The 12,591-nt window shown below is 58.9% G+C and carries 13 protein-coding genes; 8 read left to right on the plus strand and 5 right to left on the minus strand.

Annotation, left to right across the window (positions count from 1 at the left end):
- Window positions 1-55: 55 nt before the first annotated feature.
- Both rnhA and DXC99_RS07070 read right to left on the minus strand, forming a co-directional pair.
- Window positions 56-541, minus strand: a complete 486-nt coding sequence (gene rnhA / locus DXC99_RS07065) for a ribonuclease HI (protein WP_117583887.1) — start codon at window positions 539-541, stop codon at window positions 56-58.
- A gap of 99 nt (window positions 542-640) precedes the next feature.
- Window positions 641-1,543 (minus strand): LysR family transcriptional regulator, encoded by a 903-nt coding sequence (locus DXC99_RS07070; RefSeq protein ID WP_117583888.1) that lies wholly within the window; start codon window positions 1,541-1,543, stop codon window positions 641-643.
- Between the two features lie 272 nt (window positions 1,544-1,815).
- On the opposite strand from DXC99_RS07070, the gene DXC99_RS07075 reads away from it, so the two are divergent.
- The 3 genes from DXC99_RS07075 to DXC99_RS07085 all read left to right on the plus strand — a co-directional run bounded on the left by DXC99_RS07075 (window position 1,816) and on the right by DXC99_RS07085 (window position 4,609).
- A complete protein-coding gene (locus DXC99_RS07075; RefSeq protein WP_117583889.1) occupies window positions 1,816-3,126 on the plus strand; it encodes an O-acetylhomoserine aminocarboxypropyltransferase/cysteine synthase family protein in 1,311 nt (436 codons plus the stop codon).
- Window positions 3,127-3,438: 312 nt separating this feature from the next.
- Entirely contained in the window at window positions 3,439-4,215 is a 777-nt protein-coding gene (locus DXC99_RS07080) for a hypothetical protein (RefSeq protein WP_117583890.1), read from the plus strand.
- A 187-nt stretch (window positions 4,216-4,402) separates the two neighbouring features.
- Window positions 4,403-4,609, plus strand: a complete 207-nt coding sequence (locus tag DXC99_RS07085) for a hypothetical protein (RefSeq protein ID WP_117583891.1) — start codon at window positions 4,403-4,405, stop codon at window positions 4,607-4,609.
- A 107-nt stretch (window positions 4,610-4,716) separates the two neighbouring features.
- Here DXC99_RS07085 and DXC99_RS07090 read toward each other — a convergent pair whose 3' ends face one another.
- Window positions 4,717-5,631: a ketopantoate reductase family protein gene (locus tag DXC99_RS07090; protein ID WP_233503834.1), complete on the minus strand. Its 915-nt coding sequence runs from the start codon at window positions 5,629-5,631 to the stop codon at window positions 4,717-4,719.
- A gap of 261 nt (window positions 5,632-5,892) precedes the next feature.
- Here DXC99_RS07090 and DXC99_RS07095 point away from each other — a divergent pair, with 261 nt between their 5' ends.
- The 5 genes from DXC99_RS07095 to DXC99_RS07115 all read left to right on the plus strand — a co-directional run bounded on the left by DXC99_RS07095 (window position 5,893) and on the right by DXC99_RS07115 (window position 11,296).
- Window positions 5,893-7,080 carry an aldo/keto reductase gene (locus DXC99_RS07095; protein ID WP_117629738.1) on the plus strand — a complete coding sequence of 396 codons (1,188 nt, stop codon included), beginning with the start codon at window positions 5,893-5,895 and terminating at the stop codon, window positions 7,078-7,080.
- Window positions 7,081-7,178: 98 nt separating this feature from the next.
- Window positions 7,179-8,045, plus strand: a complete 867-nt coding sequence (locus tag DXC99_RS07100) for a deoxyribonuclease IV (RefSeq protein ID WP_117583894.1) — start codon at window positions 7,179-7,181, stop codon at window positions 8,043-8,045.
- 147 nt (window positions 8,046-8,192) lie between these two features.
- Window positions 8,193-9,053 carry an ABC transporter substrate-binding protein gene (locus DXC99_RS07105; RefSeq protein WP_117629739.1) on the plus strand — a complete coding sequence of 287 codons (861 nt, stop codon included), beginning with the start codon at window positions 8,193-8,195 and terminating at the stop codon, window positions 9,051-9,053.
- 116 nt (window positions 9,054-9,169) lie between these two features.
- A complete protein-coding gene (locus DXC99_RS07110) occupies window positions 9,170-10,531 on the plus strand; it encodes an ABC transporter permease subunit (protein WP_233505693.1) in 1,362 nt (453 codons plus the stop codon).
- Window positions 10,532-10,543: 12 nt separating this feature from the next.
- Window positions 10,544-11,296 (plus strand): amino acid ABC transporter ATP-binding protein, encoded by a 753-nt coding sequence (locus DXC99_RS07115; protein ID WP_117629740.1) that lies wholly within the window; start codon window positions 10,544-10,546, stop codon window positions 11,294-11,296.
- A 117-nt stretch (window positions 11,297-11,413) separates the two neighbouring features.
- On the opposite strand, the gene DXC99_RS07120 is transcribed toward DXC99_RS07115, so the two are convergent.
- On the minus strand, window positions 11,414-11,833 hold the full coding sequence (locus tag DXC99_RS07120) for a flavodoxin (protein ID WP_117629741.1): 420 nt from the start codon (window positions 11,831-11,833) through the stop codon (window positions 11,414-11,416).
- Between the two features lie 46 nt (window positions 11,834-11,879).
- Window positions 11,880-12,584: a DUF3793 family protein gene (locus DXC99_RS07125; protein WP_158551283.1), complete on the minus strand. Its 705-nt coding sequence runs from the start codon at window positions 12,582-12,584 to the stop codon at window positions 11,880-11,882.
- Window positions 12,585-12,591: the final 7 nt, after the last annotated feature.

Below are 12,591 nucleotides of genomic sequence, written 5' to 3' on the forward strand. Positions count from 1 at the left end.
TTGGTCTACAGGATGAGTGTAGCGCGTGGGGATATAAAGCTGTGCGAAAACGCTATTACAGGTCGCTCTCGTTAAAGCCGGTGTCGATATCGAGGTTGCTGCCGTCGGCCGCCGTGGTGGCGAGCTCATCGCAGCGCTCATTGAGCTCGTGGCCGGCGTGACCCTTAACCCAGATGAACTCAACCTTATGCTTGCTTTTGGCGGTGAGTAGGCGCTCCCACAGGTCGCGGTTCTTGACGGGCTGCTTGTTGGCGGTTTTCCACCCGCGCTTTTTCCAGCCGTCGATCCAGTGCTTCTTAAAGGCGTTGACGACGTACTGCGAATCGGAATGGACTTCGACCTCGCAGGGGCGGTTGAGTGCCTCGAGCGCCACGATAACGGCCATGAGCTCCATGCGGTTGTTGGTGGTCTTGGCGTAGCCGCGCGAGAGCTCGGAGGTAAAGGTCTTGCCGGCGGGGTTGGTGTATTTGAGCACGGCGCCGTAGCCGCCGCGTCCCGGATTTGATCGGGCCGAGCCGTCGGTATAGATGATGACCTTCACGGGTTTCCTTTCTTTGAGTGCATTTCATGTGAGTGACCATTGTAGCGCCATGCCCGCCGGGGGCCAGCAATCTACGATTTCTGCCCCGTCTTCCGACTGTTAGCTGGCATGGATGATGCGGTTGAGCTCGTCGAGGTATTGCTGCAAGAGGAGAGAGGGCTTGCGCTCGTCGTGCATGATGTAGCCAACGTGCATCGTTGGGGCGTCTGCTAACGGGATCGATGCCATGCCCCATTGCATTTCATTGGAGAGGACACCGGTCGACAGGGTGTAACCGTTCGACGTGATAAGTAAGTTGGTAAGTGTTCCGCGGTCCGATATTCGTATGTTGCGGTCGCAAGGGATATAGCTAAAAGGTTCCTCGGCGTAATAGAAGGAGTTTGAGGTTCCCTGCTCAAAGCTGTAGCGCGTATAGGGCGCGAGGTCGGCAAGGGACAGCTGAGGGCGGCGTGCGAGCGGGTGGCGTTCGCTGACGAATACGTGGACCGTCGCGTCGAATAGGGGATGGAAGCTTGCGCGGGCATCGGCGAAGGCCTTCTGCAGAACGCGGGCGTTAAAGTCATCCAGATACAGAATGCCGATATCGCTGCGAAACGCACGGACGTCATCGATGATCTGCGATGTGGTGGTCTCGCGCATGATGAACTCGAACTTGCTGTCGCGGCAGCGCTCGACCACGTTGACAAAGGCCTCGACCGAAAAGGCGTAGTGCTGGGCGGAAATGGCGAGGCGGGCTTGCGGGGTGCCGCCGTTCTCGTAGCGTGCCTCGAGCATGTCGGCCTGCTCTACGACCTGGCGCGCATAGCCCAAAAGCTCGGTGCCGTCGTTGGTGAGCGTGACGCCGCGGCTGGAGCGCGTAAAGATCTCCAGATGGAGTTCCTGTTCCAGGCTTTTGACGGCGTTTGAGATGTTGGACTGAGCGGTATAGAGGCGCTGAGCTGCGGCGTTGATTGAGCCGGACTCTGCCACGGCGATCAGAAAACGAAGCTGCTGAAGGGTCATCGACGCCATCCTTTCGATAGTTATCTATAAAACAGATAACAAGTTAGCGCTTTTTAGTGATTGACCGAGGAAGACAATGCCCGTACTATTCAAAACACACAAAGGCGGTAGGTTATTAAGCCGACTACGGAATCGGGACGCGAAAGGAGGCCCGCATATGAATTGCTTACCAAGACGAATGCCGGGCTCCTGTTTGCGCCCGTCGGCGTGATCAGGAGACAGCGACTTACTTCTCTCTTTTTACTTACTTTCGTTCGATCAAGGAGATCATCATGAGCCAGTTCATCAACAACCCCGAGCACACCTTTGGTTTCGATACCCTGCAGCTGCACGTTGGCCAGGAGAGTGCCGATCCCGCATCCGACTCCCGTGCCGTGCCTATCTACCAGACCACGAGCTATGTGTTCCGCAACTCCCAGCACGCCGCCGACCGCTTTGGTCTTGCCGACGCCGGTAACATCTACGGCCGTCTGACCAACTCCACCCAGGGCGTCTTCGAGGACCGTATCGCCGCGCTCGAGGGCGGCGTGGCAGGTCTTGCCGTCGCCTCCGGCGCTGCTGCCATCACCTATACCCTGCAGGCTCTTGCTCAGGCTGGTGACCACGTGGTGGCTCAGAAGACCATCTACGGTGGCTCCTACAACCTGCTGGAGCATACGCTCTCCCAGTTTGGCGTCGAGACCACGTTTGTCGATGCCCATAACCTGGAAGAGGTTGAGGGTGCCATCAAGGACAGCACCACGGTCATCTATCTCGAGACGCTCGGCAACCCCAACTCTGACATCCCCAACATCGACGCCATCTCCGAGATTGCCAAGAAGCACGGTCTGCCGGTTGTCGTCGACAACACCTTCGGCACCCCGTATCTGTTCCGTCCGCTGGAGCACGGCGCCAACATCGTCGTCCACTCCGCAACCAAGTTCATCGGCGGCCACGGTACCTCGCTGGGCGGTGTGATCGTCGACGGCGGTAACTTCGATTGGAAGGCGAGTGGCAAGTACGCCCAGATCGCTGAGCCCAACCCCTCCTACCATGGTGTTTCGTTTGCCGAGGCTGCCGGTCCCACCGCCTTCGCAACCTATGTCCGCGCTATCCTGCTGCGTGACGAGGGCGCCTGCATCAGCCCGTTCAACGCCTGGGTCCTGCTCCAGGGCACCGAGACTCTGTCGCTGCGCGTCGACCGTCATGTCGAGAACACCAAGAAGGTCGTTGAGTTCCTGGCTGGCGACAGCCACGTCGCCAAGGTGAATCACCCGAGCCTGCCTGAGCACCCCGATCACGAGCTCTATCAGAAGTACTTCCCCCGTGGCGGTGCTTCGATCTTTACCTTTGAGATTAAGGGTGGCCAGGAGGCTGCATGGAAGTTCATCGATCATCTGCAGGTGTTCTCGCTGCTCGCCAACGTGGCCGACGTCAAGTCGCTCGTCGTGCACCCGGCTACCACCACGCACTCCCAGCTCTCTGCCGAGGAGCTCGCCGAGCAGAACATCACGCCCTCCACGATCCGTCTTTCCATCGGTACCGAGAACGCCGAGGATATCATTTGGGATCTGAAGCAGGCCTTTGCCGCGCTGGACGAGTAAGGCGACTTGTGCAAGGACCCCTTGCGACTCGATAGGTATAACTGCATAAAATGCCTGCTCAAGGCGCCTGTGCGAACAATGGTTGCACAGGCGTCGTTTTTGCATAGAGAGGGTGCAAAAACAGGGTTTTTGACACGCTTTATGCAATCGAGATGTGGAAAACTCCTGTTGAGAGGATGTGAGTTTTACGCAATTGACGTGCGCCTTTTGAGTAAAACCGCAGGTCGCGATTTGCTCGGGGTACTATGCAGCGCGATTAAATCACACGCAGCTCAAACGCAGCAAAAACGCACTACGGAGGTTTCCAGCTACATGAGGATCGATTCACGAAAACCGAAAGCCGCCGCCCTTTCCGCCGCTCTGACCGTGGCACTTTTGGCGGGCGCCGGCGCAACTGATGCCCACGCGGCAACACTATCCGATACGGTCGGATCTGCGCCGTCCGAGGCGACGCTGGTGCAGCCCGTCGACTACCGCGGCGACGGTTATGGCTCTATGCAGGAGTGGAACGCCTCGATGGGGGCAAAGCGCGATTCCCTGGAGATGCGCGCTCAGATCATTATGAATATGTATGGCGACTATGCTACCGATGACGAGCGCGCTGTGTTGCAGGGTTGCATCGACGGTGCGGGTAGCCTGTTGACGATGGGGGAAGTCGACGCCAAGTCGACCGAGCTCGACGAGCTTCGCTCCACGCTTGAGGATGCCAAGCGCGAGGCGCTCGAGGCTGCCGCAGCCGAAGCCGAGGCCGCTGAGGCCGTTCAGGCTTCGTATTACAACGCCGGCTCCGGCTCGTCTTATACGTCTGCTGCGTATTACGCGAACGGCTCGGGTCTGACGCGCTCGAGCGGCGTCAATAACTATAACGGCCGCCGCGAGACTTATTACAGCAGCAACGTGTTGTATCACCACCGCACGGGCGAGTGGACGCAGGATTCCGAGGGCTTTTGGCGCGATTCCGATGGTTACTACGTCGTTGCCGCGGGCGATAAGGCCCAAGGCTCTACGTTTACCGGTTCCAAGGGCGAGTGCAAGGTCTATGACTCCGGCTGCGCTGCCGGAACCACCGACTACTACACTGGCTGGTAATCTGCCATAAGCCAATAGGACATGACGGGCGGGCGTCTTTACCGAGCCTTTGGGCAACGTAAGGGCGTTCGTTTTTTGTGCGTGCTTGAGTTAACAGAGCGCTTACCGTGGCAGTACGCCGCGCATATGGGCGCGGGGCACACTAGTTCATGAGAAATAAGGTCTTTCTCTTGGAGGAAGTGGTCTTGTGAACGCTCGAGATATCGCCGTTGCCGCCGTCGCATTGGTGCTTGGTTGCCTTGGTCCTACGGCCGCGCTCATTGCGGGCATGCAGGGGTCATGCGGGGCTGCTCCAATCGTGGTTGGCGCGCTGATTGCGGCCGCGCTGCTGGGAAGTGCGGGTGTAGTCCTTTGTCGCGACGATGAGGGCCAGGCCTCGGAGTCGCAGCTCTGACCGTCGGGACATCGACTACTGGTTATAGATGAAGATGAAAGCCGCCGTAAGGGGAGTGCCCTTGCGGCGGCTTTGCTGTTGAGTCTGTTGACGTGGTGAGTCGGGCGCTACCAGCTTGCCTCGATATCGCGAATGCGCTGATAGAGCCATTCGTTCTGCGGTGCCTGGATATCGTGCTTGGCCGCCAGACGGCAGATGGTGCCGGCGAACTCCTCGACCTCGGTTTTGCGCCGCGCGACGCGGTCTTGCGCCATCGAGGGCATGCCGGCGGGATCGATTCCTTCGATGAGGTGCACCATCTGCGTCAGGTCTGCCTCGGTCAGCTCAACGCCCTCGGCGTTGGCGACCGCAAGCGTTTCGCGCATGGCGGAAACAAGGCAGCGACGCTGCTCGGAGCCCGGCTCCGTGGCGCTTCCGTACGTGCCGCCGTAGGCCATGCAGGTCTGGTTGATGCCGTCGTTGAGCATGAGTTTGGCCCACATGCGGTGCGCAATGTCGCTCTCGACGGTGTGTGCGATGCCGCAGCGCGTGTAGAGCTCGTCGATTGCGGTGATGGCTGCGGGATCCGTACCGGCCGCCGCGCCAAAGCGGATTTCGCCCGTGTTGGTAAAGGTGAGCTCTCCGTTGAGAAACACAGCGTCCATGCCCTGGCAAATACCAAGAACGGTATGCTCCCAGCCAAAGCGCTCGGCAATCTTTTGCTCGCTCGTGATGCCGTTGCACAGCGAGGCGATGAGCGTATTGGGTCCCACGACGCGCTCCATAGTCTTGAGTGCTTGGTCGAGACCGGTGGTCTTGACCGTCAGGATGACCAGATCGGCGGGCGTTGCCTTGCTGGCGCGGACGGACTTGAGCGCACAGGGCTTGCCGTTGACGGTGAGCGCATCGTTTGCGTGACGCTCAAAACGGGCGTCATCCATAACGTATTCGACGGCGTCATTGCCGAGGGCCTTGGCAATCATGCTGCCGTAGAGCAGGCCGACGCCGCCCTTGCCGATAAAGGCGATCTTGTTGATCTGCATGCGAATCATCTCCCCATATAAAAGGCGCCCGCGTAAGGGGCGCCTGATGGATTGTATGCTGCCGGACCATGCTGCGTGCACCGGATGGCCGTATTTGTTTGTTGCTCCTTTCATCGGGCTTTTTGCTGATGTTAAAGCGGTGCCGTGACAGCTCGATTTCTGCTGCGTTACGATACGTTCTCGATTGCGATTCCACGATGTTTCGGCCGCGTGACCATTGTGTTTCGTCTTGCCGGGGCGCTGATGGCGAAAGGAGGGGCCGTGCAATACCGCGTTGACCCCAAAAGTGGTAACCGAATATCTGCTCTGGGTCTGGGCTGCATGAGATTTCCCGGTGCGCCGGGACACCCCGATGCGAAGACGGCCGATGCCATCATTTCCCGTGCGGTGGAACAGGGGATTAATTATCTGGATACTGCGTATCTTTATCCCGGTAACGAGGTGTGCGTGGGCGCCTCACTTGAGCGCTTGGGGCTGCGTGACCGGGTGTTGCTGGCGACTAAGTTGCCGCACGCTTCGTGCAAATGTGCGGAGGATTTCGACCGCTTTTTTGACGAGCAGCTGCACCGTTTGCGGACCGACCATATCGACTACTACCTTATGCACAACATCACCTCGCCCGCCCAGTGGGAGCGCGTGGTGGCGTTGGGCATCGAGGACTGGATTGCGCACCAAAAGGCTGCGGGGCGTATTCGCCAGATAGGTTTTTCGTATCACGGCAGTGCGGCGGACTTCCTCACGATGCTTGACGCGTGTGACTGGGATTTTTGCCAGATCCAGTACAACTACGCTGGAGAGCGCTACCAAGCGGGGACGGCGGGACTCATGGCGGCTGCGGAGCGCGGGCTCGCGGTGTTTGTGATGGAGCCGCTGCTGGGCGGGCGTTTAGCGGGCAAGCTGCCGCCGCGGGCCCGCGCTGTGCTCGATGGCGCCCCTGACCCGCATTTGCGCACTCCTGCCGCCTGGGGCCTTTCGTGGGTGTGGAACCATCCTCAAGTCACGATGCTGCTTTCGGGCATGACCGATACCGCGCAGGTGGACGAGAACGCGGCATTGGCGGATCGCGCACTGCCGAATTCGATGACGACAGAGCAGCTCGATACCATCGCGCGTGTGCTGGGAGAGTTTGAGAAATCGAATCGCGTGCCCTGTACGGGCTGCGGCTACTGCATGCCGTGTCCCAAAGGCATCAATATCCCTGGGTGTTTCGCCGCCTACAACGCAAGCTATGCGCACAGCTGGTTTACGGGCCTGTCGCAGTATTTTACGGCGAGCGCGGTGCGGACGAGTGAGCCCAAGTTGGTGAGCAATTGCGTCAAATGCGGCAAATGCGCACGTCACTGCCCGCAGCACATCGATATTCCTGAGCGTCTCGACGATGTGCGCCGACGTTTCCAGCCTGGCCCCGTAACGGCCGCGCTTAAAGCCTTTTGCAAAACGCGTTCCTGATGCCCCTTTTATAAGTTGCGGTGGAATAGTTCCTGTTTGCGGCAGAATAGGGCATCGACAGGAACTATTTCACCGCAACTGATGAGGGGGAGCTGGAGATGCTGACGATTGGGTGTCATCTTTCGACGACGAAGGGCTATCGGGCGATGGGGGAGACGGCGCTATCCATTGGCGCCAACACCTTTGCATTCTTCACGCGCAACCCGCGCGGCGGCAAGGCGAAAGATCTTGACATGGATGACGTGGCGGCCCTGCGCGAGCTTATGGAGAAAAACGACTTTGGCCCGCTTGTGGCTCATGCCCCCTATTCCTACAACCCCTGTTCTGCCAAAGAGCGGGCACGCGAGTTTGCCTTGGAGGCAATGGCCGAGGACTTGCAGCGTCTGGAAGCGCTGCCCGGCAACTACTACAACTTCCACCCCGGCGCGCATGTGGGGCAGGGGACTGATGCCGGCATTCAGATGATCGTCGACACCTTGTGTCAGGTGATGTTTGAGGGGCAGCAGACGACGGTGCTGCTCGAGACCATGGCGGGAAAGGGTACCGAGGTGGGCCGTAGCTTTGAAGAGCTGGCGCGCATTATCGAGGGTGCTGCCGCCAGGCGTCCAGAGCTATCGGACAAGCTGGGCGTGTGTCTGGACACCTGCCATGTGAGCGATGCCGGCTACGACATCATCCATGATCTGGACGGCGTACTCGACGAGTTCGACCGCGTGGTGGGTATCGACCGCTTGCGTGCCGTACACATCAACGATTCGAAGAACCCCAGTGGTGCCCATAAAGATCGTCATGAGTGCATCGGCAAGGGCTACCTTGGCAGCGAGGAGTTTGGCGGCGGTATGCAGGTTATGCAGAATATTGTATCGAATGGCCGCTTGCGCGCATTGCCATTCATTTTGGAGACACCGAACGAACTTGCAGGTTATGCGGCTGAAATCAAACTGTTAAGGTCATTGCAGCAGTAATGACTGTCATAAAGTGGAGTGTTCCATTCACGTTATGGGTTTGTTTCAATCAGTTTTCTAATTGCGGATTCTTCCAAACGGGCGCATAATATCCAACAGTTTTTGCAGACCTCTGAATCAAACGGGGTCACCGGAAGGAGACTGATTATGAAGCTGAAGAAGCTTGGCGCATTTGCCGCCACGGGCGCCATGGCACTCGCCCTCGCACTGACGGGCTGCGGCTCGTCCAACGCCACCTCTGGTTCTGATGCCGGTTCCAGCAGCTCTGACGACGCTAAGGTCGAGAAGGTCGACGGCTCCAAGGAGTACGCGCTCGTCAAGGACGGTACGCTGACCGTCGGCACCTCTGCCGAGTACGCTCCGTTTGAGTACAAGGATGACAACGGCGATTATCAGGGCTTTGACCTTGAGCTTATCAAGGCTATCGGCGACAAGCTGGGCCTGGATGTCGAGTACGTCAACAATGACTTTGACACGCTGGTTCCGGGTGTCGCTTCGGGCGCCAAGTATGACGTTTCCATCGCGGCTATCACCGACACGCCCGAGCGTGAGAAGGAAGTCACTTTCTCCGATTCCTACTACATGGACGATCAGGCTATCGTGACCAAGGTCGATAACACCGACATCACGGCCGACAACTACAGCGAGAAGCTCAACAACGCCGACGCTACCATCATCGTCCAGTCTGGATCGACCGCCGAGGCCTTTGCTCAGGAAAACTTCCCCAAGGCTAAGATCGTTCCCTACAAGGACGCCACCGAGTGCTTCAGCGCCCTGCAGTCCGATAAGGGCGATGCCGTAGTCACCAACCGCTCCGTTGCCAGCCAGCTGACCGCCGAGCAGTTCAACACCTGCCAGACCATCAAGCAGGTCAGCACCGGCGAGGAGTACGCCATCGCCATCAACCAGGGCAACACCAAGCTCAAGGACGACATCAACCAGGCCATCAAGGACCTGACCGACGACGGTACCGTTGACGCCCTCATGGCTAAGTACAACATCAAGTAAATTAATGCTTGATTGCGCGCGGGCCCTTTCCGTTTTGCGGAGAGGGCCTTTGCGCCTCTCTTGACGGAGAGCGTTTCCGTCTCGTTTTGTCGGCAACTTCTACGATAGGAGCCACCTTGTCTCGACTGAACAAAGGGGCCACGGAGCAGCGTTTTTCACTGCCCGCCTTGCTCCAAAAGCTAGCCTGCGTCATGGCCGTGGCGCTCGCGCTGGTGTGCGCGGGGGCATATGCGCCCACGACCGCCCAGGCGCTTGAGACCGCAAAGATTACTGCCCGACCCAACACCGGTTCGGGCAGCGCTGTGGTCGGCGGCACCGAGACGCGCATTACCTGGGAAGTTCAGGCCGATGCCGACGAGGAGCTGAGCGGTCTATCGCTGACGTTTGTCGACGGCACGACGTTTGGTACCGATGACACGCGATTGACGATGCTCTCGGGCGAGGACCTCATGGACCGTACGCCCATGAAGCCTACGTGCAAGGTCGACGGCCAGACGCTCAAGATCGATTTTGGCGAGACGGCTCCGGCCGGCGGCTATTTCCGTGTCGAGGTCTACGGCGTGACCTTCCCCGTCGAGGGCGGCGACGAGGCTTTTAGCGGCACCTACACGTTGGCTGACGGTTCAACCAAGAAGATCTCCAAGATTCCTTCCGTCGAGATTAAGGGCGTGACGGCATTCGATAACTTCCTGGCCGACCTTAAGGAGCAGCCGTGGGTCGAGGCATGGAATTCCAACATGTTCCTTCGCCTGTTCCTGAACCCGGTCATTTTGGTTCAGAGCCTGCCGATCGTATTCAAAGGCTTCCTCATGTCGCTCTCGATCGTGCTCGTGGCATTTCCGTTGGCCATTCCCTTTGGCTTTGCCTTGTCACTCATGCGCATCTCCAAGTCGCGCATCCTGCGTTGCCTTGCCGGCATCTATGTGAATATCATCCGCGGTACGCCGGCGTTCCTGCAGATCTACATCGCGTTCTTTGGCCTGCCGCTGGCCGGCGTCAAGGTTGACGATTATGTGCTGGGCGTCATCGTCATGGCCATGAACTCGTCCGCCTACCTGTGCGAGATCTTCCGTGCCGGTATTCAGTCGATCCCCAAGGGCCAAAACGAGGCCGCGCGCTCGCTGGGCATGAATGCCTTCCAGACACTGCTCTACGTGATGATTCCGCAGACGTTCCGCAATGTCCTGCCTACGCTGACCAGTGAGTTCATCCTGCTTTACAAGGATACGTCGCTGCTCGCGGCCGTGGGCGTGGTCGAGATCGTCATGAACGCCCGTACCATCGTGGCCACGACGGGTTCCATTACGCCGTATGTGGTTGCCGCCCTGTTCTACCTGGTCATCACCCTGCCGCTTGCTCGCTTGGTGAGCGGTCTTGAGGCGAGGCTTCTGGGGACGGCCGAAACCAAGAAGAAGCGTCCCGCCAAGAGCGCTGGACAGGTCGTCGCGACGCCCGCCGACCACATCGCCGGTCTGTAAGGAGGTCCTATCATGAGCGAAACCAATAACTCGAACGAGGTCGTCGTCAGCATCAAGAACCTCCAGAAGGCCTTCGGCGATAACGTGGTCCTGCGCGATATCGATCTGGATGTGCACAAGGGCGAGGTCGTCGTAGTCCTGGGTCCTTCGGGCTCGGGCAAGTCGACGATGCTTCGCTGCATCAATCGTCTGGAGCATCCCACGAGCGGCTCGATCGTCGTTGAGGGCGTGGACGTTTGCGCCAAGGGCGTCGACCTTAACAAGGTACGTACGCATCTGGGTATGGTGTTCCAGCAGTTCAATTTGTTCCCGCACCTGTCAGTCAAAAAGAACGTCATGCTCGCACAGCAAAAGGTACTCAAGCGCAGCAAGGAAGAGGCCGAGAAAATCGCTATCGAGGAGCTGACCAAGGTCGGTCTTGCCGAGCGCATCGACTTTATGCCGAGCCAGCTCTCGGGTGGCCAGCAGCAGCGCGTTGCCATCGCCCGCGCCCTGTCGATGAACCCTCACGTCATGCTCTTTGACGAGGCCACGTCGGCACTCGACCCCGAGCTGGTTCGCGACGTTCTTGGCGTTATGCGCGATCTTGCACGTGACGGTATGACCATGATCGTCGTGACGCATGAGATGGGCTTTGCCCGCGACGTCGCCGACCGCGTCGTCTTTATGGACGGCGGCGTTATCGTGGAAGAGGGTACGCCGAGCGAGGTCTTCGACCACCCCAAGAGCGAGCGCACCAAGGCGTTCTTGGGAAATATCTCGTAGCCGCTTTATATGACTGACATAACAGAAAACGGGAGCCGGATGTGATCCGGCTCCCGTTTTTGTTGGGATGCGAATGTGTTTTGGTGCAGAGCGCGTTATGGGCGGAGCTCATTGCCGCTAGGCGAGCTCGGCTCCAAGGGCGCGGCAGGCCGCCTCGCCCTCATCGTCGGGAGCGTCGTAGCAGATGACGGAATCGACGACGTTGACACCTGCCTCGTCGGCGTCGGCCTTCCAGTTGTCCATCCACTCGCCCTCGGCCCACGAATAGGAGCCAAAGAGGACGACCTTCTTGTCACCGAGGGTTTCCTTGACTTCGTCCCACATCGGCTGGAACTCATCGTACTCGAGTTCCTCGGAGCCCATGGCGGGGCAGCCGAAGGCAAAGGCGTCGTAGTCGGCGGCCTTATCTGCGGAGAAGTCGGCGCAGGAGATGACCTCTGCCTCGGTGCCGGCATCGGTTGCACCTTCGGCAACGAAGTTTGCCATGGCCTCGGTGTTGCCTGTACCACTCCAGTAGACGACTGCGATCTTGCTCATATGTTTTCCTTTCGGTTGTGCGGTGTGCGGCCGCGTTTTGTATGCTCTATCGGGTTGCCTGGACAAGTTGTCCCAGGGTGCAGCCCTGTTGATAGATGTACGTAAGGTATTGCGTGCATGCGCGATAGGAATCGAAGGTCGTGAGCGCCTGCTCAACGTTTGTGTATACCTTCCATGCGCCAAAGACCTTATAGTTTTCGCCGTGCTGGACGATAAACTGATGGACATCTTCGTAGGGATAGCCCAAAAAATAGCCAATTTCGTGGGGGAACTCGCACATGCACCCCGTATCGCAGTGCCTATTTCGCGCGAGTGCGCAGACGCTGCTGTCATAGGCGCTTTCTGCGGCATTGCTGCTTGCCAGCGTGATGCGCGCGGCGAGATGCACCAGGGATGCGGGCAGGTTGTGGACATCGTAACCTTCGGCGGTAAGCGCCGTCGTGGCGCGGGGGTCGGAGAGGTATCGCATGAGGTCCGCAGGGCGGTACACATAGATGAGCGCTCCGCAGGGGCGCCAGACCAAAACGCTCATATGGATCCCGAGTGGCTGGAGCTCGCGGTTGCATTGGGCAATGACCGCGAGCAGGCGAGAGCGTCGCTCTTCGATATGGGCGGCGCCGGGTTTTCCGCCTTGGTTGGCGTAAACGCCGGGATAGGTAAAGAGCGAGGCCGGCTTGATACCTGCGAGCGTAGGGGAGCAGTTGCGCACGACAGCCGTTTGGTATGTTGGGATGTCAATGGTTCGAGTCACGATGCTC

The sequence above is a fragment of the Collinsella sp. TF10-11AT genome (assembly GCF_003437565.1).
Taxonomy (GTDB): domain Bacteria; phylum Actinomycetota; class Coriobacteriia; order Coriobacteriales; family Coriobacteriaceae; genus Collinsella.